The organism is Anabaena sp. CCY 9910, from assembly GCF_963920875.1.
GTDB classification, from domain to species: domain Bacteria; phylum Cyanobacteriota; class Cyanobacteriia; order Cyanobacteriales; family Nostocaceae; genus Trichormus; species Trichormus variabilis.
This window is the reverse complement of sequence record NZ_CAWUDJ010000021.1, coordinates 84,389-106,872: the sequence shown is the minus strand read 5'-3', so window position 1 is coordinate 106,872 and position 22,484 is coordinate 84,389. Positions and strand designations below refer to the sequence as shown.

Annotated in this window: 21 protein-coding genes; 11 read left to right on the top strand and 10 right to left on the bottom strand. The window is 42.3% G+C overall.

Going from position 1 to position 22,484, the window contains the following annotated elements; genetic code table 11:
* Window positions 1-34: 34 nt before the first annotated feature.
* The 4 genes from ACM5QX_RS16755 to ACM5QX_RS16740 form a co-directional block, all read right to left on the bottom strand.
* A complete protein-coding gene (locus ACM5QX_RS16755; protein WP_011318480.1) occupies window positions 35-523 on the bottom strand; it encodes a hypothetical protein in 489 nt (162 codons plus the stop codon).
* A 365-nt stretch (window positions 524-888) separates the two neighbouring features.
* Window positions 889-1,932 (bottom strand): WG repeat-containing protein, encoded by a 1,044-nt coding sequence (locus ACM5QX_RS16750; RefSeq protein ID WP_414754535.1) that lies wholly within the window; start codon window positions 1,930-1,932, stop codon window positions 889-891.
* Between the two features lie 33 nt (window positions 1,933-1,965).
* On the bottom strand, window positions 1,966-2,559 hold the full coding sequence (locus ACM5QX_RS16745; RefSeq protein WP_011318477.1) for a Uma2 family endonuclease: 594 nt from the start codon (window positions 2,557-2,559) through the stop codon (window positions 1,966-1,968).
* Between the two features lie 315 nt (window positions 2,560-2,874).
* Entirely contained in the window at window positions 2,875-4,530 is a 1,656-nt protein-coding gene (locus ACM5QX_RS16740) for a DUF3352 domain-containing protein (RefSeq protein WP_414754533.1), read from the bottom strand.
* Between the two features lie 204 nt (window positions 4,531-4,734).
* Here ACM5QX_RS16740 and ACM5QX_RS16735 point away from each other — a divergent pair, with 204 nt between their 5' ends.
* The 4 genes from ACM5QX_RS16735 (at window position 4,735) to ACM5QX_RS16720 (ending at window position 8,322) form a co-directional block, all read left to right on the top strand.
* On the top strand, window positions 4,735-5,094 hold the full coding sequence (locus ACM5QX_RS16735; RefSeq protein ID WP_011318475.1) for a rhodanese-like domain-containing protein: 360 nt from the start codon (window positions 4,735-4,737) through the stop codon (window positions 5,092-5,094).
* Between the two features lie 416 nt (window positions 5,095-5,510).
* Window positions 5,511-6,608 carry a heat-inducible transcriptional repressor HrcA gene (gene hrcA, locus ACM5QX_RS16730; RefSeq protein ID WP_414754531.1) on the top strand — a complete coding sequence of 366 codons (1,098 nt, stop codon included), beginning with the start codon at window positions 5,511-5,513 and terminating at the stop codon, window positions 6,606-6,608.
* A gap of 14 nt (window positions 6,609-6,622) precedes the next feature.
* On the top strand, window positions 6,623-7,303 hold the full coding sequence (locus ACM5QX_RS16725) for a DUF2834 domain-containing protein (RefSeq protein ID WP_414754529.1): 681 nt from the start codon (window positions 6,623-6,625) through the stop codon (window positions 7,301-7,303).
* Window positions 7,304-7,314: 11 nt separating this feature from the next.
* Complete coding sequence (locus ACM5QX_RS16720; RefSeq protein WP_414754528.1) at window positions 7,315-8,322, top strand: glutathione S-transferase family protein; 1,008 nt, start codon at window positions 7,315-7,317, stop codon at window positions 8,320-8,322.
* A 214-nt stretch (window positions 8,323-8,536) separates the two neighbouring features.
* On the opposite strand, the gene ACM5QX_RS16715 is transcribed toward ACM5QX_RS16720, so the two are convergent.
* The 5 genes from ACM5QX_RS16715 to ACM5QX_RS16695 form a co-directional block, all read right to left on the bottom strand.
* Window positions 8,537-9,082, bottom strand: coding sequence for a DUF2382 domain-containing protein (locus tag ACM5QX_RS16715; RefSeq protein ID WP_414754526.1), 546 nt, complete (start codon window positions 9,080-9,082; stop codon window positions 8,537-8,539).
* 138 nt (window positions 9,083-9,220) lie between these two features.
* Entirely contained in the window at window positions 9,221-10,156 is a 936-nt protein-coding gene (locus ACM5QX_RS16710) for a DUF2382 domain-containing protein (RefSeq protein WP_414754525.1), read from the bottom strand.
* 364 nt (window positions 10,157-10,520) lie between these two features.
* On the bottom strand, window positions 10,521-11,366 hold the full coding sequence (locus ACM5QX_RS16705) for a DUF2382 domain-containing protein (RefSeq protein ID WP_414754524.1): 846 nt from the start codon (window positions 11,364-11,366) through the stop codon (window positions 10,521-10,523).
* Between the two features lie 116 nt (window positions 11,367-11,482).
* Complete coding sequence (locus ACM5QX_RS16700) at window positions 11,483-13,372, bottom strand: transketolase (protein ID WP_414754523.1); 1,890 nt, start codon at window positions 13,370-13,372, stop codon at window positions 11,483-11,485.
* A gap of 910 nt (window positions 13,373-14,282) precedes the next feature.
* Window positions 14,283-14,486 (bottom strand): hypothetical protein, encoded by a 204-nt coding sequence (locus ACM5QX_RS16695; RefSeq protein ID WP_011318467.1) that lies wholly within the window; start codon window positions 14,484-14,486, stop codon window positions 14,283-14,285.
* Window positions 14,487-14,578: 92 nt separating this feature from the next.
* On the opposite strand from ACM5QX_RS16695, the gene ACM5QX_RS16690 reads away from it, so the two are divergent.
* The 3 genes from ACM5QX_RS16690 to ACM5QX_RS16680 all read left to right on the top strand — a co-directional run bounded on the left by ACM5QX_RS16690 (window position 14,579) and on the right by ACM5QX_RS16680 (window position 16,363).
* Window positions 14,579-14,704, top strand: coding sequence for a hypothetical protein (locus tag ACM5QX_RS16690; RefSeq protein WP_414754522.1), 126 nt, complete (start codon window positions 14,579-14,581; stop codon window positions 14,702-14,704).
* A complete protein-coding gene (locus ACM5QX_RS16685; protein ID WP_414754521.1) occupies window positions 14,670-15,542 on the top strand; it encodes an S-methyl-5'-thioadenosine phosphorylase in 873 nt (290 codons plus the stop codon). Before ACM5QX_RS16690 ends, ACM5QX_RS16685 begins: the two co-directional genes overlap by 35 nt.
* 146 nt (window positions 15,543-15,688) lie before the next feature.
* Window positions 15,689-16,363, top strand: a complete 675-nt coding sequence (locus ACM5QX_RS16680; RefSeq protein ID WP_414754520.1) for a class I SAM-dependent methyltransferase — start codon at window positions 15,689-15,691, stop codon at window positions 16,361-16,363.
* Window positions 16,364-16,524: 161 nt separating this feature from the next.
* Here the strand turns inward: ACM5QX_RS16680 and ACM5QX_RS16675 are convergent, their stop codons facing one another.
* Window positions 16,525-17,508, bottom strand: a complete 984-nt coding sequence (locus tag ACM5QX_RS16675) for a YgfZ/GcvT domain-containing protein (protein WP_414754519.1) — start codon at window positions 17,506-17,508, stop codon at window positions 16,525-16,527.
* A gap of 132 nt (window positions 17,509-17,640) precedes the next feature.
* Here ACM5QX_RS16675 and ACM5QX_RS16670 point away from each other — a divergent pair, with 132 nt between their 5' ends.
* The 4 genes from ACM5QX_RS16670 (at window position 17,641) to ACM5QX_RS16655 (ending at window position 22,484) form a co-directional block, all read left to right on the top strand.
* Window positions 17,641-17,976, top strand: a complete 336-nt coding sequence (locus tag ACM5QX_RS16670) for a hypothetical protein (RefSeq protein WP_414754518.1) — start codon at window positions 17,641-17,643, stop codon at window positions 17,974-17,976.
* A gap of 525 nt (window positions 17,977-18,501) precedes the next feature.
* Window positions 18,502-20,310, top strand: coding sequence for a fatty acyl-AMP ligase (locus ACM5QX_RS16665; protein WP_414754517.1), 1,809 nt, complete (start codon window positions 18,502-18,504; stop codon window positions 20,308-20,310).
* A gap of 10 nt (window positions 20,311-20,320) precedes the next feature.
* Entirely contained in the window at window positions 20,321-22,129 is a 1,809-nt protein-coding gene (locus ACM5QX_RS16660) for an acyl-CoA dehydrogenase (RefSeq protein ID WP_414754516.1), read from the top strand.
* A complete protein-coding gene (locus tag ACM5QX_RS16655; protein ID WP_414754515.1) occupies window positions 22,098-22,484 on the top strand; it encodes an acyl carrier protein in 387 nt (128 codons plus the stop codon). Before ACM5QX_RS16660 ends, ACM5QX_RS16655 begins: the two co-directional genes overlap by 32 nt.

Genomic DNA, 22,484 nt, shown 5'->3' with positions numbered 1-22,484 from the left:
GGATAAAGTAAATGTTGTCTCCCCTGCTCCCAACTTATTGCTGTACCGTCAAAGTGTAGTTAGTTTTGACTCCAGAGTGGAATTTACCTATCCAAATTCGATATGTTCCAGTTTTCCAGTTGATATCGTCAATACTAGCGTCTTTACTCTTTCCTGTATCGTCACCACAGCGAATTGTGGTGTCGTCTGGCCCTTGAATTAATAGGGTAGTATCTTTCCCGCCACTGTTGATAAATAATTTCAGGCGAGGAAAGTCCTTTTCCAAAACCATAATGTGATCCGGCTTAGGGTCAGCAAAGCCAATGCAGGGTTTTCTTGAGCGATCGCGGTTACTAATAGCAGACAATGAATAAGAGCCACCTGTATAACCGGAAACCTTCCCCTTTGCCGGTTCAAACCCTGGTGATAGGTGAAGTGTGGCAAAATTAGCCGTCTGGGCGATGACAGGTGTAGTAATAACGGTGGTGACTATAGCCAACAGGCAACCGCCTCGCCACTGAAGTCGAGGGCGACAATACTTCATAGCAGCCCTCCAACAGGCTCTAATAATAGTTTAGTACTGATATATACATATTCTATTGAAAAAGTTTCGGAAAAATATAAACAGTTTGTGAAACCTTTGAATGTGGCACAAATTATACCAATTCAAAATTCAAAATTAGGAAAGCCAAACAAAATAAAGGTTTGGGAGTATGTATCTGTCACATTCTTTTGGCAAATTGGTATTACGTATTTACTATTAGTATCAATTATGTTTCTTTCATAAAGATTACAAGTTTTCACACCATTTTTATTAGAGTATATTCTTTGCTTGATAAATGCTGATGAGGGAAACTTCACTCAGAAAAGTGAAAACCATTAAAAAAAGAGGTATGTTTCACATTTTGATTAATTGCTGGGATGCCAGATAAACTCTCCTGTTTTATTGATATAGCCAGGCTTGCCATCAACATATACCAAAGCCAGTTCATTTGTAAAACTCAAAGCCAAGTCAAACTTTGGCTGGATTACCATCCTACCTTGAGTATCAATGTAGCCGTACTTATTATCAATTTTGACGGCTGCTAATCCTTCAGCAAATTTTGTGACTCTATCAAATTCAGCAGCAATTACTATCTCACCATGAGGATTGATATAACCCCATTTTTCACCGATTTTTACACCTGACAAGTTCAATGTAAATTCCCACACATCATCAAATTCTGGTGGGATAACAAGCTTAGTAGATGTATTAATGTAACCGTATTTACTACCAATTTTAACTGCTGCTAAGCCTTGGGAAAAAGCTAAAGCTTCCTCAAAGTTTGGTTGTACAACTATATGTCCTTGAGAGTTTATATAACCCCATTTATTCTTGATTTGAATTGCTGCTAATCCTTCGTTAAAGTGTAGAGCTTTATCATATTGTGGCTGAATGACTAATTTGCCACTAAAGTCTATATAACCCCACTTATCATCAACTTTAACTGCTGCCAGACCGTTTCTAAAAGCTAAAGCTTCCTCAAATTGAGGTTGGATAACTAATTTTCCGTTAGGGTTAATGTAGCCATATTTATAATCAATCAATACTAAAGCGAGTCTGTTGGAGAAAGCAAAAGCTAATTGGAACTGTGGAGGTATAATCTGTTTACCAGTAGTGTCAATGTACCCATATTTATCATCAATTTGAATCTGCGATCGCTCGTCAATAAAGCCCCAGGCTAAATCAAATTGCGGCTCAATAACTATTTTTCCGGTTTTGTCAATAAAACCATACTTGCCATTTTTAAGAATACGAAAAAGTGGACTTGTCACACGCCGAGATGCTAATGATTGATTAGGGGTTGGCTTTTGTCCAACAATGATACTTAATGCTTGTACTTTTGGATGATAAATCCCAATTAGCTCATTTATCACCGTCAAACAGAGAAAAAGACAAATATATTTCTGCATTATTTATATGCAAATATTTTAGTAATATTATATTTATTGACTCATCTCTTGTAAAAATTGTTTTCTTGCATCAATAATTGAAGGCATTAAAACACAGCTTACCAATAATTCTATATCTAAATTCGGGAATAATTCACTTTGAGCGATTTGCTCATAATTCTCATTTTTGAGATGATATAATAGTAATTGATTGTTTTCCCAAAACCAAACTTCAGTAATATTGAACCGCTTGTATTTTTCTAGTTTATCAATACTGCCACTGGTAATATTGACTTCAATTGCTAAGTCGGGATTTTCTTTTTTCTCTCCGATGTAATAAGATTCATCAGGTTCAAAGGATGCACTTTTCTCTTTTGCCCGTCGTGTAGCACTACCTACTGGAATAAGATTGATACCTATTTCACAAGAGTATAATTCTAGTAAAAAACCCAGAATGGTTTTAATCATTTCGTGTTGTTCACCAAGAGTCATAAATTCAATGCACCCATCAAGATAAGTTATTCGCAAACCTGCTGCATCTGCGGTTAAAGTTTCTATTGTCTCTAATTCTTCCCAGGTATAATGACCTGGTAGGAGAAATCGCTGCTCTGAAATAGTGGTGTTTTTATTTAAGATTTGAAGTGTCATAGTTATTGCTAGTAGAATAGGTTAGACAAAAATTTTATTTAGGTAAAGACTGAAATTTCCATTTTTGATCTACGTAAAAATTTTAAAATTATTGAATTTTTTGTATAAAAATTAAGCTTAATCAAGAATGAGTCAGTAGCCTGAGCAATTTGTTTGTAAATGGAACAAATATTTAACAAATTTAATATTCTTAGCCACTGGGATTAGTAATATTATAAAAGCTTTTGTCTGACTCGGTAAATGGCTGGACTTTTCTAGCTCCCCTTGTAATCAAGCGATCGCCGACTCTTCATTAGGTGCGATCGCTTGACTAAATCAATGATCAATTTGGAATAAAATACTGCCTTTAAGCGTTCCAGGCTCATTACCGTAACTACTGAAGGTGAGCGATCGCAAATTCTCAAAGAATGGTTTTCCTACTAATTCTATGAGCTTAAGTACGGGTACTTGCTGCTCTACTAAATGCTGACTTTTTGACCAGTCCAGATAGACATAACCTTGATTTGGTTGGGGAATGGTAGCGATACTATCTTGAAAGTTGCGGTTATTGATTAAAGATTTGTCTTTAGTCGTGAAAACCTCATAGATGGTTGCTAGGTCAGAGGTGAAAATTTCATAATTGCCTGAGGTTGTATGTACCCCTTTTACCTTCGCTTCTACTGTGAATGATGGCTTGTTTTTGCCATCAGCTTTTTGAGTTGCGGTTGTTAATTCTGTCCAGGCGACGACTGTTTGCTTGTCCAGTTGAATTGTATTAGTACTGAGTCCTTTAGATGAGGCGATCGCATCTAAACGCCCAATAGCTTCTGGTACATTTTCTGACTTTTCTGTCACAAAAACCCAGTCAGGAATGCTTTGTCCAGCACGGGGGATTAGTGCAACGGCGTATTCTCCCTGTACCCAGCTAAATATATCTTGTCCTAAATTGATACCCTGACTTTTCTGCACATCGGTTAATGGTTGCACCAGTCGGGAAATTATATCTGTTCCTGAACCAGAGATAGCGGTTTTTGCTTGTGTCCAGAGTTTGGCTAAATCGCCGTCACCCAAGTTATCTAAGTGGGAACCAGAAATGACCAACCCTGCTGATGCGGGAATATATTGTAATGCGCCTACAGGTTTAGATAATGGGGGTGATGTTGGCACAATTTCTGATGAAGTGAAGAAGCTGGTTTCTGCCAAGATTCCCTGAGGATTTAAAGTGAAAGCGACAATTTCACTATCGTAGGTTGGTTCGGTTAAATCCAACCCTTGCCATTGTGCCACTAGAGGGAGATTGAGAAAAGCCGTAGCTAAAGAACCCTTAGGTATTTGTTCGCTGGCTTTTTGGTATTGGGAAGAACTCAGTAAATTTAAGTCTGGAGCTTGGACATTATTAATAGCATCACGTAATACTTTAGGATTGTTAGCGAATAACACAAAGTTATCAATTACTGCACCAGCCAGAGAGTCGGACTCTGGTAGCGAACTGTCATAGATAACCTTTGCGCCTTGATATTCTTCCGTTGCTAAGTTCGCTCCGGCTAACACCCGTTTAGAAAACAATAATTGCAGAAATTCCTGGCTTTTCTCTGGTTTGCTAGTTGCTAGCGCCATCAGATAGCCTGGCTGTCTACCGTTCTCCGGGTCACGGTCAATATCTAGGGTAGTGACAGCCAATGTAATTTCATCTTTTAGCCAAGGTTGAATGTCTTGTTTGTAATCTATGCCACTCTTAGCCAATAAGCTAGTTTTGAGCTTAGATATTTCGCCTGAACTGTCGAAAGATTGTAACTTATCAGGGTTCGCCAGCAATGAAACTGTTACAGGAGCGAGCTTCGATATAAATACGGCTGCATTAGGTTGAGAATTAGACGCGACAATATTAACCGGACTTTTAGCAAAGAACCAGTAAAAGCCTGCGATCGCCGCTACGATCAAAGCGATCGCCCCAGCAATAATAAAACCAGAAAATGAGCGTTGTGTGTTCATTAGTTATTTTGTCAGTTGTTAGAGACGCGATTAATCGCGTCTGTACAGTTGTCAGTTGCCAATAGTTTTCTCTTCCCCCCCTTGCTTCCCCGAAGTTCGCCCGGAGGGAAACCCTCCTTGCGACTTCTCTTCCTGCTTCCCCTACTCCCCACTCTTCCCCTTTTCTGTCAACATAAATAATATAGGATTGTTTACTAAAACCTCATGACTGGGAATACTTCTGGGCAACCAATGACTCAAATTAGTGTAAATGAGTTAGCTGTATATCTTGCTAATGAAGATGCAAATATTCAGTTAATAGATGTACGGGAACCGCAAGAGTTAGCGATCGCCCAAATTCATGGCTTTGTGAACCTACCTCTGAGTGAATATGCTCAGTGGTCAGAAAAAGTTCCAACTATGTTTAATCCAGAAGCAGAAACCCTTGTATTATGTCACCACGGTGTCCGTTCTGCTCAGATGTGTCAGTGGTTAGTATCTCAGGGATTCACTAATGTCAAAAATATTGCTGGTGGTATTGCTGCCTACTCTCTTCTAGTTGACTCCTCAATTCCCCAGTATTAGCGGCTTATTAACTCATTAAATTATCTCAAGCTGGAATACTAAACTCCAGCTTATTTGTGCTATTGTTGACAAAATTCTCGGAGTTTGAGATTGCAGAAATGAAGCCCAATCTAGTTAGGTGCAACCTACATTTAGCTAGCATCATCAGTATATATATCAACCATGAGAATACGTATCTTACAATACAATTTCTCTAGATTGTATATGCAAAAATACTGAGAAAATTAAATAATATTACATCAATTTTTTTGTTTCATCAGCCAACCCAAAAAATGGCAAACACAGAAGTTTAATAATAGTTATTACAATGGAAATATATATTTTGCGTTGCTAATTAACTATTATTAATTTTTGCTTTAAAATTTCACAATTTTTCAAAATCTACTTAGCATTTGCCTTCCGTCAAACATATCCCTATGCAAGTCCAGTTGACTAATCGACAACAGCATATACTTTGGGCAACGGTACGTCATTACATAGCTACAGCAGAGCCTGTTGGTTCAAAAGCTTTGGTCGAAGAATACGACTTGGGCGTTAGTTCTGCCACAATTCGCAATGTAATGGGCGTACTAGAGAAATCTGGGTTATTGTACCAACCGCATACATCTGCTGGACGAGTACCTTCTGACTCAGGTTATCGCATTTATGTTGACCAGTTAATTACCCCCTCTCTACGAGACACTACACGAACAGAAGTGTTAGCAAAGGAGGTAGAATCAGCGCTACAACAGCATTTGCAATGGGAAGACTGGAGTCTGGAGATACTGTTGCAAGGAGCCGCCCAGATTTTAGCTAGCTTGAGTGGGTGTATTAGCTTGATTACGATGCCTCAAACCAACACAGCATCAGTCAGACATTTGCAATTAGTGCAGATAGAAACGGGACGAATCATGCTGATTTTGGTGACAGATAGTTATGAAACCCACTCGAAGCTGATGGATTTACCCCCAGGTAGGAGCGAAACAAAACCCGACCCAGAAGTAATTGACAGGGAATTGCAGATTGTTTCTAACTTCCTAAATAGTCACTTACGAGGGCGGAGTCTGTTAGAAATCAGCACCCTGGATTGGAGTCAATTAGATCGGGAATTTCAAAGTTATGGAGAGTTTCTGAAAAACTCTGTAGCAGAACTAGCCCACCGCAGTGCTGCGCCGGCTGCAACTCAAATTATGGTACGGGGTTTGGCAGAAGTGTTGCGTCAACCAGAATTCTCCCAGCTTCAGCAAGTGAAAACGATTATACAACTATTGGAAGAAGAACAAGAACAACTGTGGCGACTAATATTTGAGGAACCAGAGTTAGATGATACGCACAAATCCAAGGTAACAGTGCGTATCGGCGCAGAAAACCCGTTAGAACCGATCCGCACCTGCTCCTTAATTTCTTCTACCTATCGCCGGGGAGGAGTCCCGTTGGGTAGTGTGGGAGTTTTGGGGCCGACACGCCTAGATTACGAAAGTGCGATCGCAGTTGTAGCGGCGGCGGCGGATTACCTCTCAGAAGCCTTCAGTTAAATTTAGACAAAATCATGGTCAGAAAAATTGTCTTTGGGGTGCTGTGGTTAGGGTTTACATTTTATGCTTTTGTCCTTGCTCCTCCCGATCAACCCGATACATTCGAGCTAATCAAAAACTTGTCCATCGGTCAATGGCAAGGTATAAATCCCCTAATCATCGCCTTATTCAGCCTCATGGGTATCTGGCCTATGATTTACAGCGCCATCATGTTTATTGATGGTAGAGGGCAAAAAATCCCAGCTTGGTTATTCACTACCGCTTCATTTGGTGTAGGTATTTTTGCGCTGTTACCTTATCTAACTTTACGAGAATCCAATCCCCAATTTTCTGGAACAAAGAACACCTTAATTAAACTATTAGATTCTCGTGTGACTGGCGTGATTCTCACCGTAGTCGCAGGGATTTTAGTCGCCTATGGTCTACAGCAAGGAGATTGGAGCAACTTTGTCCAAGAATGGCAAACTAGCCGCTTTATCCATGTCATGAGCCTAGATTTTTGCCTACTTTCGTTATTATTTCCTGCCTTGTTAAGGGATGATATGGCGCGGCGCGATTGGCAAAAACCGCAGTTATTTTGGTTATTTGCTTTGATTCCTCTATTTGGCCCGTTGCTTTATCTATGCTTGCGTCCAACACTACCAGAAGCAAGTGTAGCTGTAATATCTAGTCAGCCGCAAAAGGTAGCAAGTTAGGCAATGTAATCATGACTAGTATCAATAAGACTCAGAAAAAAGGCAAGTCGCTACCACCTAAATTGATTATTGGGTTGGGTAAGTTTGTGTGGACAACCCTTTGGCAGATCATGATGTCAAAACTTGCCCCCCGTAATCAATCAGGAGAATATATTCGTCCTAGTAGCCAGTTTAGGAATTCTGTCAAAACTGGAGGAGATAGCCCCTACCAACCAGCCGCAGGACGTTACACTCTCTATGTTGGTTTGGGTTGTCCTTGGGCGCACCGCACACTAGTTGTTCGGGCGTTGAAAGGACTAGAGGATGCAATTTCGGTATCTATTGTTGTTCCCTCTCCCGATTCAGGTGGCTGGGTGTTCAACACTCCAGAGGAAGGTTGTCAGACTTTAGCTGAATTATATGCCCTAGCGGAACCTGGCTATAGTGGACGCTCTACTGTGCCAGTATTGTGGGATAAAGAAACAAAAACTATTGTCAATAACGAGAGTGCAGACATTATCGTGATGCTGAACTCTGAATTTAATGAGTTTGCGAAGAATCCCACGCCGAATCTTTATCCTGAAGAACTAAAACAGAAGATTGACTCGTGGAACGAGAAGATTTACGCCAATGTCAATAACGGCGTATATCGTTGCGGTTTTGCCCAAACCCAAGAGGCGTATGACAAAGCTTGTGATGAATTATTCACCACCTTGGATGAGATTGAGGTTGCACTTGCCAATAGTCGCTACCTTTGTGGTGATCAGGTCACTTTAGCTGATGTGCGTCTATTTACAACATTGTTTCGTTTTGACATTGTTTATTACGGCTTATTTAAATGTAATCGCCGCAGAATACAAGATTATAAAAATTTAGGCGCATATCTGCGCGAACTGTATCAGCTAGAAGGCGTTGCTAGCACCTGTGATTTAGAAAGCATCAAACGGGACTATTATGGGAATCTATTTCCGTTGAATCCTGGTGGTATTATTCCCTCTGGGCCGGATATGGCTTACTTAGGACTTACGCAAGTGTCATAGTCAAAGTAACTGTAGGGTGCGTCAGCCCCAATCATTTCGTACACATTAGAGGATTTTCCGTATCTGACGCACCCTACTATTGTGCCAGTTACGTAAGTCCTGTTACTTATTAAAACCGAGCGATCGCCACGCCACAACTTGAGTAAAGTAAGTTAAAATTCCTCACCCACAAGGGGATGAGGAGTCTGGTAATACGTCATGCACTCAAAATTGACTAGATATCAGCCGACTTTTCGTGTTTTGGTAACTGACCATGAGAACAACGATCAAACCACTCTTGGTATTTTTTTTGGTGTTCTTCGTCTTCCACCACAATGGAGACTCGCACCTGTTGACAACCGTGTTTGCGTTCTAGAGCGATCGCATTTAATAATAAACTAGCAATTTTAGGAGAGCTAAAGCTGCCACTCACAGTTAAACCACCATTCCAACTTGGTAATTGATGGCTAGCATTTTGAGCTAATTCAATGCTGCTCATCTCTCCTTGGCTTAAATCGATCTCTGCAAGTTGTTTGTGTTCTGGGCCTATTTGTTCCACAATCAGCTTTTCGCGCCGCACAGGAACTTGCACCATCTGAGTTTCGATTACCTTACGAACAACGACTTCACCAATTTTCTGCCTATGAATATCAACTATCAGCTTTTCTTCCAATAAGCGAATGTTCTTTTCTTCCTCAATGATATGGTGATTGTTTTGCTCAGTTGAATTATCAGTTATTTGTTGGTGAATTGGTATTTTTGCGGCTAAATCATCAGGCATATAATTTACTTTTAAAACTTATATCTAGCTAGGTTTATTACAAGTACAGGTAAAGCCAATATTGATGATAAAAAGCCTTACCTGTACTGCATTAAGACGAGTTATTAGTCATTATCTAATAACTCTATTGATAGACCACTAACGTTCTTCAATGGGAAGACCGGGAGCATTCACGTCTAATTCTTCACGACGGATTTTTTCTTGAGCTTCCACAGTGTCATGTTCGACAACTTTTTGAACTCTGACTTCTTCACGTACAAAAGCTTCTTTGCGAATGTCAGGGGTTTCTTCATGAAGTTCTACGCGAGCGACTTCGCCTTCACGGAAATCAGCCGTACCAGGTGCAACAGCAGCACCAGCATCTGCTGGTGTAACACGTTCAATCACAACGCGTTCTCTTTCCACTGGTACTGCAACCCGTGCAGTTTCCGTTTCTACGTGCTTACCAACAGCTACTTCACCAGTTTTTCGACGGCGTTTATTGGCAATTAGCCGTTCTTCATAAAGTCTCAGAGTTTGATGATCTTGCTCATTGAGTCCGAACAAAGTTGGATCTTGTTCGTAATTGTAAGTGTCACGGGTATAAGTGGGTGTTGCTGGCGTAGTTGTTTGATAGCTTGTGTCTAAAGGTGTAGAAGCTTCTAGAGGTGTTCTACTTTCCAGAGGTGTGGATGCTTCCAAAGAAGTGGGTCTGTCTACGTTTGTATTAGCGTAACTGGGATTACGATATACTCCACGCACCCGTTCTTCATAATCGTAATCAACAGCTAAACGGTCATTGAATTCAGGTAAATTTTCAGCTTGGTCTCTGGTCATCCCAATTGCATAAACACGACCAGCGCCATAATCGATACGAGAACGACCGACTGGCAGTAATACTTTTTTACCAAAAATCCAAAAACCTAAGTCAACAATTAAATAGCGGAAGTGTCCTTCATCATCCACTAAAACGTCATTGACAGTACCAATTTTTTCATCGTTTCTTTCTGTATAGACACCAAGTCCTTTAATATCATTACCTTGAAAGGAGTCTTGATAATTAGGATCAAAATCAGCTAACTTGTAAAGTACCATGTGATTCCACCTCAAATATATAAAATGTCTCCTAATTACTAACCTAAATATTTATTGTTTAAATTACCTCTTTCTAGCGAATGAAGTCATTTTTTAAATAAAAATCAAAAGTAATATGGGTAGGTACGCAACTGGCATATTATTTTAAGTTTGTAGTGAGGACTGGAGTACTCAAAATAAGGGCTGTTCGCGGAGAGTTCCCGCAGGGTAGCACTTACTAAAAACAAAAAATAATTTTTTGTGACACTTGCGTAAGCGCTGATAGGAATACTATTTAATTTCTAAAATATGTGTAGGTGGGCATTGCCCACCATAATTCTATTCCAGAAAACAAGCACGTATTACCTGTCTTTTAACTAATTTTTCAAACATTTTCATGCTTTTCCACATTAGTTTCATTGACAAGTAAATTACCAGCAGTATCAATATCTAACTCTTCCCGACGAATTATATCTTGGGCTTCAACGGTATCACTTTCTACTACTTTTCTTACCCGGACTTCTTCCCGGACAAAAGCTTCTTTCCGAATTTCCGGGGTTTCTTCGTACAATTCAATGCGCGCCACTTCCCCTTGTTGAAACTTAACTTCTTTTGGATCTACTATCGTATCTGGTGATGTTGGCGCGGCTCTTTCAATCACTACACGTTCTCTTTGAATAGGCACAGCCACCCGTGCGTTTTCTGTTTCAATGTGTTTACCAACAGCTACTTCACCGGTTTTGACACGATGCTTGTTAGCAATTAATCTTTCTTCGTAAAGCCTGAAAGTTTGATGATATTGCTCATTCAAATTATATAAAGCTGGTTCTTGCTGGTAGTCGTATGTCTGACGGTCATAAGTTAAATTGCTAGTCTGTGGACGAAATATACCGCGTACTTTTTCTTCGTATTCTTCATTAACTGCAATATTGTCGTGATATTCAGGTAAATGTTCTACTTGTTCTTTGCTCAGTCCGTCAACATAAACACGCCTTGCTGGATAATTGATCTGGGACAGACCTATTGGTAGTAGGATTTTTTTGTTAATTGAATCATCAATATGAGTGTCAATTACTAGATAACGAAAACGTCCTTCATTATCAACTAAGACATCAGCGATCGCTCCAACTCTCACTCCACTTTGGGTATAGAGTTCTAAAGCTTTAACGTCATCGCCACCAAAGGTTTCTCTGTAGTTAGGGTCGAATTCTTCAAGTTTATAAAGAGGCATAAACTGTTACCAATTGTGCAAGATAGAATAATTTATCTATCAGCGTAAAAAGCTTTAGTCTTGTTTCCCTCTGGCTGACGACTGAAGTCAGTTGAGAGATTTTATTAATCATCTATTTAAATTCTGGTACCAATAAGATGTCTGACTTGAGATTTCACGGCTTCTACAATGGCATCAGCATCAATGTTGGCTGCATGGAGTAATTCTTCTGGCGTACCGGAACCAGGCATATGATGAACTGCTAACTTAATTAGTTGCAGTGGGGGGCCATCGTAGCTAGGGAGGTTCCCAATACCTGCAAAGACATCCAGCACGGCTGCACCTAATCCGCCTTCCTGCCAATGGTCTTCGACGACTACTAAATTGCCTTCTGTGTCATTGGCTGCTTGATGCAGGGTTTGTACGTCAATGGGTTTAACAGAGTAAGCATCGATGATGCGTACTGTAATGCCTTCGTTTTTGAGGCGATCGCCTGCTTTGATGGCTTCGTGTAAAGTTATACCTGCACCAATGATGGTAGCTTGGTCTTGGTCAGAGCTACGAATAACTTTACTACCACCAATGGGAAACTCTTCTTCGATTCCGTAGATAACTGGTGTATTTTCCCTGGTGGTGCGGAGATAAACAATACCCTGGCGATCGCTCATCTGCTCTACTAGTTTCGCTGTTTGATTGGCATCACAAGGGTAAAGTACGGTACTATTCCCCACTGCCCGAAAGGCTGCTAAGTCTTCCAATGCCATTTGTGAAGGGCCGTCTTGACCAATGGATACACCCGCATGGGAACCAACTAATTTAATATTGGCGCGAGAGATGGCTGCCATCCTCACAAAATCGTAGGCACGAGTTAAGAAGGCGGCGAAGGTCGCAGCAAAAGGTTTATACTGACGTACTTGCAAGCCAACAGCAGCTGCAACCATTTGCTGTTCGGCAATATACATTTCAAAATAGCGTTCTGGGTAGGCTTCGGCAAAATCTTCGGTGTAAGTAGAATTGCTCACCTCTGCATCTAGGGCAACAACATCGGGTTGCGCTGCACCTAAGGCTTTGAGAGCATCACCATAGGCGCGACGTGTGGCAACTTCTGCACCTTGTTTATAAGTGGGTAGTTGCAAGGGCTGGGGGTGGAGTAATGTGGGTTGTCCTGGTTCAGGTTTGGCTACTTGAATAGTAATGTGACGTTCACCACCTAACTCAGCGATCGCTTGTTTTGCTGCATCAGGCTTTAAAGCTTTGCCATGCCACCCGCCCAAATCTTCCAAAGACGCTACACCTTTACCTTTCTTGGTACGGGCAATAATGACGGTGGGGCGATCGTTAATACTAATCGCCGCACTAAAGGCTTGGTCAATCTCCGTCAAATTGTGACCATCTATTTCTATGGCTTGCCAACCAAAAGCCTTAGCACGATTAGCATAGGCTTGAGTATTCCACCCTAATTCTGTCTGACCCCGTTGACCAAGGCGGTTGACATCGATAATGGCAATGAGATTGTCTAGGGTGTAGTGTGCGGCATGGTCGAAAGCTTCCCACACAGAACCTTCTGCTGTTTCACTGTCACCTAACAACACCCAGACGTTATAAGGTAGCTGGTCTAAATACTTCCCAGCTAAACCCAACCCCACACCGATGGGTAATCCTTGCCCTAAGGAACCAGTCGCCACATCCACCCAAGGTAATACTGGGGTGGGATGACCTTCCAGACGGCTACCCATTTGCCGCAATGACATTAATTCCTCATCGGTGATGACCCCAGCCGCTTTATACATGGCGTAAAGTAAGGGTGCAGCGTGTCCTTTAGAGAGAATAAAGCGATCGTTATTAGGGTGATGTGGATTGTCAAAATCGTAGTGAAGATAATTAGTTAATAACACCGCCATTAAATCGGCAGAGGACATGGAAGAAGTAGGGTGGCCTGAACCAGCGACGGTTGTGGCGCGAATACTATCTATTCGCAATTGTTGCGCTAATTCATGCCATTGGTGTAGTTGCTCTTGGGTAGTCATAAGCTATGATGCTTTTAAATTACATAGTCACTTGTATAGTTTGTTGACAGCTAACGGTTCTTGTAGGGTGCGTCAGATGCCAAACATCTTTTGACAATTACGAAATACTCCAATCTGACGCACTCTAAAAATGTGCCAGTTGCGTAAGTCCTATCAGTTCTTTAGGGTACAATACGGTTCAGTTAAGAGAATAGTAGGTTGGGTGGAGCGATAGCGGAACCCAACAAAGTCTTGAGAATGTTGGGTTCCGTTCCTCCACCCAACCTACACCAGTCTAAGTTGTTGCCTTAACCGAACTGTATTACTTTAGGGTATGCAATGCCCACCCCAAATATATTTCAGAAATCAATTATGAATTCTAAAGTCAATTTGTATTGAACCAAAACATTAGTGTTATTTAACTCACTCTAGATATTTAAAAGATTAATTACTTCTTTCTAATGGAATAATCATTCTTTCTGTCAAAAGTGATAGAAAATTAACAGATATAAGAGGTTATTTATAAAGCAAAAATAAAATTATTGTAGTGGACTGACATGACTAAAATGTTGCAATAGACTGGGATGAAATTAAACACAGATACACGCAGATAGACGCGGATAGAATTTCTGTGGCGTTGCATAAATGCGGGATGAATTGAGACTTTTATACACAGCAAAATATTAATTCTACCCTTTTCCTTCGGAGACGCTAACGCGTAGCTTGCTTCCCCATAGGGGTACGGGAACGCCTTACGGCGAATGCGCCTACCCTGCGGGTTACGCTTGCGGTATGCGTGAGATAACAATCATCCCCTCAATCAGCACGCCGAATTTCTGTTATTGCACTATTTTAGCCTTGCCACGCCACTACATCATTTATTTGGTGCAACTTCATAGAGAATTGGTATAAGTCCCAAATCCTTTCATCATTAATCTACGACTTTGAGTAATCCGTTTTGCAAAGCTGTGAATACTCGGCTAATTTGCTGTTGTTCACCTTCGCTTAAACCTTCTTTGGAGAGCAGTGTAGACATTAATAACTGCTGATCTCGGCGTGAGATTCTACCAATAGTAAAAATGCGCTCAAAAACTGTTTCTAAATTGATTTGGGTTGAGGGGCTAGTAATTTGCATATTCCTCACCAAAATTTATGTTTTTTAAATTTATTCCAAGAGAATAACAATTTTCTGTAAAGTCTGACATGAGTAGGCACACGGAATAGCAAATGCTCAATAGTTATCAGCTTTATGCCTCCTCTGATACTCGCCTTTTAGGTACAATAACTGGGCAGTTCCGCAAGCAACAGGTAAAGAATCATGGCTCACGCACAGATTGGGATTATTGGTGGTAGTGGTCTCTACAAAATGGAAGCCCTGAAAGATGTAGAAGAAGTACAAATCGAAACGCCTTTTGGTTCGCCCTCTGATGCGTTGATTTTGGGAACATTAGACGGAACAAGAGTAGCATTTTTAGCACGGCATGGTCGTAATCACACACTGTTACCTACAGAGTTACCCTTCCGTGCCAATATTTACGCTATGAAGCAATTGGGTGTGGAGTACTTAATTTCAGCTAGCGCCGTGGGTTCGTTGAAAGAAGAAGCTAAACCACTAGATATGGTAGTCCCAGATCAGTTTATTGATAGGACAAGAAATCGAGTTTCAACGTTTTTTGGTGAAGGTATTGTGGCTCACATTGCGTTTGGCGATCCGATTTGCAAAAATTTAGCTGGGGTTTTAGCAGATGCGATCGCATCCTTAAATTTACCAGATGTCACACTCCACAAAGGTGGCACGTATATTTGCATGGAAGGCCCAGCATTTTCCACCAAAGCAGAATCTAATCTATATCGTAGTTGGGGTGCAACAGTCATCGGCATGACCAATTTACCAGAAGCCAAGTTAGCTAGAGAAGCAGAAATTGCCTATGCAACTTTGGCATTAGTCACAGATTACGATTGTTGGCATCCAGACCACGATAGTGTAACCGTGGAAATGGTAATTGGTAATTTACTACGCAATGCGGTTAATGCTCAAAAAGTTATTCAAGAAACCGTGCGGCGCTTGAGTGAAAATCCTCCACATAGTGAGGCTCATTCGGCTTTGAAATATGCGATTTTAACAAATTTAGAGAAAGCACCTGTGGCGACAAAAGAAAAGTTGGGCTTATTGTTGCAGAAGTATTTGTAATATAGCTTGGGACTGGGAATTGGTAATGGGTAATGGAAAACATAATTAATTACACACTATAGGTTTTTATGTACCCTTTACCATGACTCCAGTAATGAATTTCAGCGATAGTATAGCTACATATACCGATAATTTTCTTACTACATATGTCAACACAGACTATTGGACTTGATGAACAACTCTACGATTACCTTTTAACTAACTCTGTTAGAGAACCGGACATTCTCTGGAAACTGCGTCAAGAAACAGCTAACCATCCCAATGGGAGAATGCAGATATCCCCGGAACAAGGACAGTTTATGAGGCTGCTGGTACAGTTGTTGGGAGCAAAGAAAACCTTGGAAGTTGGTGTGTTTACTGGTTATAGTTCCTTGTCTGTAGCCTTGGCTTTACCTGCTGATGGCAAGATTGTTGCTTGTGATGTGAGTGAAGAATTTACGGCGATCGCTCGGCGTTATTGGCAACAAGCAGGGGTTGCAGATAAAATCGACTTGCGCCTAGCCCCAGCCTTGCTGACATTAGATGCGCTGTTGGCAGATGGACAAGCAGGAACATTTGATTTTGCCTTTATCGATGCAGATAAGGAAAATTATGACGGTTATTATGAACGCGCCTTGCAATTAGTCCGTCCTGGAGGCTTAATTGCCATTGATAATGTTTTATGGTCTGGAAGAGTTGCTGATCCTCAAATTCAAGATGAGAGTACCCGAATTATTCGTGCTTTAAATCAAAAGTTGCATGATGACGAAAGGGTAACACTTTCTTTAGTCCCCATTGGTGATGGACTGACTTTAGCACTCAAGCGGGGTTATACCGATTAGTAATTACTCATTCCTAGAACTTACGTACCCAGGCTATCGGTTGAGACAGGGTGTAAGGGTGTGAGGGTGTGAGGGTGTAAGGGTGTGAGGGTGTAAGGGTGTAAGGGTGTAAGGGTTTTAAACCCCTAAACCCCTATACCCCTAAACCCCTACACCCCTATTTAAGGGTATTCATGAGAAACAAAGGGAATAGCAATTACTTCTCCCTCGCTGTTTCCTACCTGGACTTTTAAACCTGCACCACCAGCTTTACTACGAATGTAACCTAGTCCAAAATAACCATCAGGAGTTTCTGTATAACTGGTGAGTTTACCAACTTTCTCATCACCAATAGTAATAGTATCTCCAATTTCTGTTGGAGCGTTAAGACGAATACCCCAAAGATGTTGTTTGACACCTTTATATGTATTTAATCTGGCGATGGTTTCTTGCCCGATATAGCAACCCTTGTTAAAAGAAATAGTCTGCCATAAACCCACTTCCAAAGGATTATAATCGTCAGTCAATTCTGAGTCTGGTGCTGGTCTTCCTTGTAATATGCGTAAAGTATCCCAAGCGCGATCGCTCAATTCTACTGCCCCTGAGTCGATAATTTGCTGCCATACTTGCTGTTTTTGGGACACTGGCAAAATCAACGTATATCCAGGGGAAGCCAAGCCACTACCCACCGCAACGATCGCACCGTCATCGATAGTAATATGATTACCTTGGGGTTGACCGATAATTCCTCCCGCACCCAACTTTGCAACTACAGCATCACTACCCGGCCCAATAATACTAAAAGTGGCAGTTTCCTCAGTAATATCAGTTAACTGCACCTTATCAGCAAAAAAGATATAGCGATCTAGCCATTGCAGCAAAAACTCCCGACGACTAGGGGAAACTAAAAGTATGACTGCGTCATCAAGAACATAACTACTCACCAAATCTATAGTACGGGCTGTAGATGTCACCATCACCGTATCACAGCCCTGTCCTGGCTTGAGACTCTGGAAATCATTAGTACTTTGATTGTGTAAAAACCGCAAACGGTCATCATCAGAAACACGGATAAGTCCCCAATTGGAGCGATCATATACAGCAACTTCTGCTGTTGCGGCTTGGATAGCGGCTGTGTCTTTACCGTCTATTGCAGATGTCGGCATGATAGTCAAGCGTTAAATTTAATTTATGTTAAATAACCACAGAAGCAATTACTTTAGATATATCCTAATTTTAGTTGATATATCTAAAAATATATTTTGTCCTTTAAATGCTAACGTTATCCCCAAAAATGAATGCTCCATTTTCATGTTTTATCTGAATTCTCCCGTGCCAACTGTATCGGTATTTGTGCGTTTCTTGTCCCAGCCAATTTACTCACTACATTGTTAACAATTATCCTAGCTGTCATAGGTCGCCCAACCCATCAAATTTGGCAAACTGTCAGCCTCGCTAGTATTTTCGCAACTTTGATGATTTTTCACGTATATACATGGTTCCAAGTTGGCGTGGTGATGGCTCCCACATATATTTTGTTAGGTTTAGCAATCACTTGTTTGGTCATTAATTTTGCCGCAGTAATTCTACATAAGCGCTACTTTTATCGCCAAAGTGTTGCTCAAAACGCCTGAAATTCTTAGGAGTGATGACTTCCGAGTAACAGGGTAATAATTTATCCCTCATCTCCCCAAGTACACCATTTCCGCAACCTAGCATCAAACCTCAGCGCAACGGCAGTCGCTACAACAGGGGAAACCACCGCAACGCGCTGCCTCCCCTCTGCGTTCAAAAGTCTCCCATCAACTCACCACGACTTTAGGCAAAGGGATACCAAGTAATTAGCAATTTTCATAGTAAATTTATAATCTCTTCTCACCCCTACATCAATAGAGAGATGGTAAATGCTTACAAAATCAATACTTTGCTTCATCTACACTTACTCATATTCGCGGATGCGATTATAGTGTAAATTTATTTTTTTAGTGAAAACACCGAGTAATATCTTCCGATAAGTAGATGATTGTGTCAATATTACTGAATTAATAGGTAACAAAAATCCCTGGCAAGCCTATATCCGAAAGCAGCACATCTGCGAAAAGTAAGATATGTGATGCCATGTCAAATGACTCACTGCCTAACTATCCAAGAAGTTGCCAATGACAAACGTCTCTACCCTGGTTGAACTGCTACGCGCTCGTGCTACTCATGAGCCGGACAACCTCGCCTATATGTTTCTCATTGACGGGAAAACAGAAGGCCCAAAGTTAACATACGCAGAATTGGATCGTCTAGCCCGTGCCATTGGTGCATTATTGCAGAAACACAATGCTAAAGGTGAGCGTGTTTTGCTGCTCTACCCCCAGGGATTAGACGTGATGGCAGCATTTTTGGGCAGTCTTTATGGTGGAGTCATCGCCATCCCAGCACCCCCTCCTGATGCTGGTAGATTGAAACGGGCTTTGCCTCGGTTACGGGCAATTGTTAAGGATGCCAACGCTAAATTTGTCTTCACCAACCACCACCTTTTGAGTGTTCTGCAAGCAGCCAAGTTGGACTTTCCCGAATTTGAAGAGATGACCTGGTTTGCCAGTGAAGATATTGATCTAGAACTCGCAGACCAATGGCAAGACCCGCAAATTACTCCAGATACCCTGGCATATTTGCAATACACCTCAGGCTCGACTTCCACACCAAAGGGTGTGATGATTAGCCACCACAACATTATGCACCACTGCGCTTATCTACAAAAAGCCTGTGGTTATGATGCTGAAAGTGTTTCTATTACCTGGATGCCATATTTCCACGATTACGGGCTAGTAGAAGGTTTGACCGTACCCATCTTTAACGGCCATCCTTGCTATGTTATGTCCCCAATGGCATTTATCAAACAGCCTGTACGCTGGCTGCAAGCGATTTCTCGCTATCGTGGTACTCATAGTCAGGCTCCTAACTTTGCTTATGAACAGTGTGTTCGTCGCGTCACCGATGCACAACTAGCTACCCTGGATCTCAGTAGTTGGGTAGCAGCAGGAAACGCCGCCGAACCGATTAACCCTAGAGTTTTAGAAGAGTTTTTTGAGAAGTTTGCCCCCAGTGGGTTCAAGTGGGAAACCTTTGCACCCGCTTATGGATTGGCAGAAAATACACTGTTGGTTTCTACCAGCCCTAGAAATACACCACCTGTTCTGTGTTTGGTAGAAAAAACCAAAATTGAGCAGAACAAAATTGTGGAAGCCACTACCTGGGACGATGGAGTCCGGGCTATCCCTGGATGCGGTCGCCTAGTTTGTGAGACGCAAGTCGCTATAGTCAACCCAGATACCTTAACTCGTTGCGCGGCGGATGAAGTCGGCGAGGTATGGGTAGCAGACCCCAGTGTAGCGGGTGGTTATTGGCAACGCCCCCAGGAAAGTGAAAGTACCTTCCGTGCCAAGATTGCCGGAAATAATCAAGTCTCTTTCCTCCGCACAGGTGACTTGGGCTTTATCAAGGGTGGTGAATTGTTCATCACTGGACGCATCAAAGACTTAATCATTATCCGGGGGACTAATCATTATCCCCAAGACTTGGAGTGGACTGTACAGGAAATTCACCCAGCCCTGCGCCCAGACTACGGTGCAGCCTTCTCCATTGATGTGGATGGTGTGGAACAACTGGTGATTGTCCAGGAAGTCAAACGCAAACCAGAAGAAGAGCTTAACACAGATGAGGTATTGACCAATATTCGGCAAGCGATCGCCGAAATTCATGAGCTACAAGCATATGCTGTAGTTCTTGTCAAGCCTGGTAATGTTCTCAAAACCTCCAGTGGCAAAATTCAACGACGGGCTTGCAAAGCCAGTTTCCTCGCCGGTGAGTTGGAAGTTTTAGCCGATTGGAGCGAAAACCCCAAATACACCGCCAGCTATCGGCGACTACAAGGGGAGGTAGACTCTTTGCTGGAAAAGGTGCAAGTTACTCACTAAGGAGAAAATTATGCAGCCACTCAAGCAATATTGGATTGCAGAAGCATTAGAAAAGGATTTGGGCGACCCTACTAACCCAAATAATGTGATGTCGTTCAAGCAGGTAATTGACCTGGACGAACGAGAAGAGTTTCCCCATGAGATTATTAATTGGCTCTATAACTGGAAACTCCAACACTATTACATTCCCACGGAATGCGGCGGTGAATTTACCTCCTTTGATGAGTTTATCGCCTTTGTGCGCGTGCTTTCCCGCCGTGATCAAACCGCAGCGATCGCCTTCACCACGATGTTCTGGTCGTACCTGACATGGATGGCAGGCACAGACGAGCAGAAACGCACCCTGGCCAGCTTCATGAAAGATGCCAACGGGGCTATGTGTTTGGCTTATTCAGAAAAAGCCCACGGTAGCGATTTACTCGCCAGTGATGTGAGAGCGACAAAAGTTCCTGGCGGTTACATCCTCAACGGTGAAAAATGGCCGATTAACCGCGCCACCATTTCCGGTGTTACCTTCGTCCTCGCTAAAACCGACGAAGAAGGGGGAGCGCGTAGCCTCTCTCTATTCATGGTAGAAAAGAGCAAAATCGACCCCGCCAACTATAGCCACCTACCAAAAATCTTTACCCACGGCGTGCGCGGTTCGGATATGAGCGGGATCAAATTTGAGAACTGCTTCATCCCCGAATCTATGCGCTTGGGAGCAGAAGGAGCAGGACTAGAACTAGCACTCAAAGGCTTCCAAATCACCCGCGCCCTGTGTGCTGCCTTTTCCCAAGGGGCTGCTGATACTGCCCTACGGACTACCCTCAAATTTGCCTTGGGACGACAGCTATACGGCAAGACCGTCTATGATATGCCCCAACCCAAGCGCACTTTAACCGATGGGTTTCTAGATATATTGATTTGCGACTGTGCCACCATCGGCGTGGCTCGTGGCTTTAACACTATGCCAGAGCAAATCAGCGTTTGGTCAGCAGTGGTGAAATACTTCGTCACCACGACCCTAGAAACAGTCGTGCAGAATGTCTCCGTCGTTTTGGGTTCACGCTTTTATATGCGTGAAGAACACGACTACGGCATTTTCCAAAAAGTACTGCGGGATAACGCCATCATCAGTATGTTTGATGGCAGTACCGTAGTTAACCTCCATGCCCTATTGCTGCAACTACGTCAGCTTACCAAGTCCCGCATCAGAAATGCTGGACGCAATCAGGACACTTTACAAGCACGTCTAGCAGCCACCTTTGACTTAACCCAACCCTTACCCGCATTTGATGGTAAGAAGTTGGAACTAGTCAACCGAGGCGGTGACGACGTTCTTCAAGGACTGGGTTTAGCGCTGACATCTCTAATTGATTTAAAGACAGACTCTAGCCTCAATGGGGAGGTGTTGCAGCAAATTATCCAACTAACCGAAATAGTACAGGAGGAATTAAATACTCTTGATCATCAGATTACAGAGTCTACCTTCCAGTTTGGGCATGAGCAAGCGCCAGAAGTCTTCGACATAGCCAAACAATACTGTGTCCTGCACGCGGCTGCTAGTTGTGTGCATATGTGGCTTTACAACCGCCATCATTTGGGAGACTTCTTTAGTAATGGCGAGTGGTTGGCACTCGGCCTACGCAAACTGCTGTTGACCTTCCGCCCGGCTAAAGCCTTACCAGAGCGAATTGATGACGCAGCAGTTGCCCAAGAGTTAGTCCGGTTGTATACCGACAATCGGATGTTTTCCATCGTTCCCTTTCAATTAGCAAACCCTCAACTACAAGAGACTACGACTGATGCAACTCAAAGACTCCAACTCCAAGCCTAGTACTAATAACGCCGTTGACACCATCCAAGAGTGGTTAGTTAACCAGATTGCTACACAACTGAGCATCAAAGCTCAAACCATCAAAGTTACTGAACCCTTGACTCGCTACGGTCTAGATTCCATTGATTCAGTCACCATCGTTGGTGAATTAGAAGACTGGCTCGATGCAGAACTACCCCCCACCCTACTCTGGGACTACCCCACCATTGAAAAAGCATCTCAATATTTGGTGAACGAAGTAGGTGTAACACCTGCGGAAACAACAACGGCTGAACCTGCTACCAATCAACCCAAACAAGAAGCCCCCAAAGAAAAAGCTTGGGGTGGTTTGTGGAACAAAATCAGTGGCAGTTAA

Excerpts from the sequence above, each read along its gene's own strand:
- ACM5QX_RS16755 (WP_011318480.1), bottom strand. The coding sequence starts at position 523 with ATGAAGTATTGTCGCCCTCGACTTCAGTGGCGAGGCGGTTGCCTGTTG.
- ACM5QX_RS16750 (WP_414754535.1), bottom strand. The coding sequence starts at position 1,932 with ATGCAGAAATATATTTGTCTTTTTCTCTGTTTGACGGTGATAAATGAG.
- ACM5QX_RS16745 (WP_011318477.1), bottom strand. The coding sequence starts at position 2,559 with ATGACACTTCAAATCTTAAATAAAAACACCACTATTTCAGAGCAGCGA.
- ACM5QX_RS16740 (WP_414754533.1), bottom strand. The coding sequence starts at position 4,530 with ATGAACACACAACGCTCATTTTCTGGTTTTATTATTGCTGGGGCGATC.
- ACM5QX_RS16735 (WP_011318475.1), top strand. The coding sequence starts at position 4,735 with ATGACTGGGAATACTTCTGGGCAACCAATGACTCAAATTAGTGTAAAT.
- hrcA (WP_414754531.1), top strand. The coding sequence starts at position 5,511 with ATGCAAGTCCAGTTGACTAATCGACAACAGCATATACTTTGGGCAACG.
- ACM5QX_RS16725 (WP_414754529.1), top strand. The coding sequence starts at position 6,623 with ATGGTCAGAAAAATTGTCTTTGGGGTGCTGTGGTTAGGGTTTACATTT.
- ACM5QX_RS16720 (WP_414754528.1), top strand. The coding sequence starts at position 7,315 with ATGACTAGTATCAATAAGACTCAGAAAAAAGGCAAGTCGCTACCACCT.
- ACM5QX_RS16715 (WP_414754526.1), bottom strand. The coding sequence starts at position 9,082 with ATGCCTGATGATTTAGCCGCAAAAATACCAATTCACCAACAAATAACT.
- ACM5QX_RS16710 (WP_414754525.1), bottom strand. The coding sequence starts at position 10,156 with ATGGTACTTTACAAGTTAGCTGATTTTGATCCTAATTATCAAGACTCC.
- ACM5QX_RS16705 (WP_414754524.1), bottom strand. The coding sequence starts at position 11,366 with ATGCCTCTTTATAAACTTGAAGAATTCGACCCTAACTACAGAGAAACC.
- ACM5QX_RS16700 (WP_414754523.1), bottom strand. The coding sequence starts at position 13,372 with ATGACTACCCAAGAGCAACTACACCAATGGCATGAATTAGCGCAACAA.
- ACM5QX_RS16695 (WP_011318467.1), bottom strand. The coding sequence starts at position 14,486 with ATGCAAATTACTAGCCCCTCAACCCAAATCAATTTAGAAACAGTTTTT.
- ACM5QX_RS16690 (WP_414754522.1), top strand. The coding sequence starts at position 14,579 with ATGCTCAATAGTTATCAGCTTTATGCCTCCTCTGATACTCGCCTTTTA.
- ACM5QX_RS16685 (WP_414754521.1), top strand. The coding sequence starts at position 14,670 with ATGGCTCACGCACAGATTGGGATTATTGGTGGTAGTGGTCTCTACAAA.
- ACM5QX_RS16680 (WP_414754520.1), top strand. The coding sequence starts at position 15,689 with ATGTCAACACAGACTATTGGACTTGATGAACAACTCTACGATTACCTT.
- ACM5QX_RS16675 (WP_414754519.1), bottom strand. The coding sequence starts at position 17,508 with ATGCCGACATCTGCAATAGACGGTAAAGACACAGCCGCTATCCAAGCC.
- ACM5QX_RS16670 (WP_414754518.1), top strand. The coding sequence starts at position 17,641 with ATGCTCCATTTTCATGTTTTATCTGAATTCTCCCGTGCCAACTGTATC.
- ACM5QX_RS16665 (WP_414754517.1), top strand. The coding sequence starts at position 18,502 with ATGACAAACGTCTCTACCCTGGTTGAACTGCTACGCGCTCGTGCTACT.
- ACM5QX_RS16660 (WP_414754516.1), top strand. The coding sequence starts at position 20,321 with ATGCAGCCACTCAAGCAATATTGGATTGCAGAAGCATTAGAAAAGGAT.
- ACM5QX_RS16655 (WP_414754515.1), top strand. The coding sequence starts at position 22,098 with ATGCAACTCAAAGACTCCAACTCCAAGCCTAGTACTAATAACGCCGTT.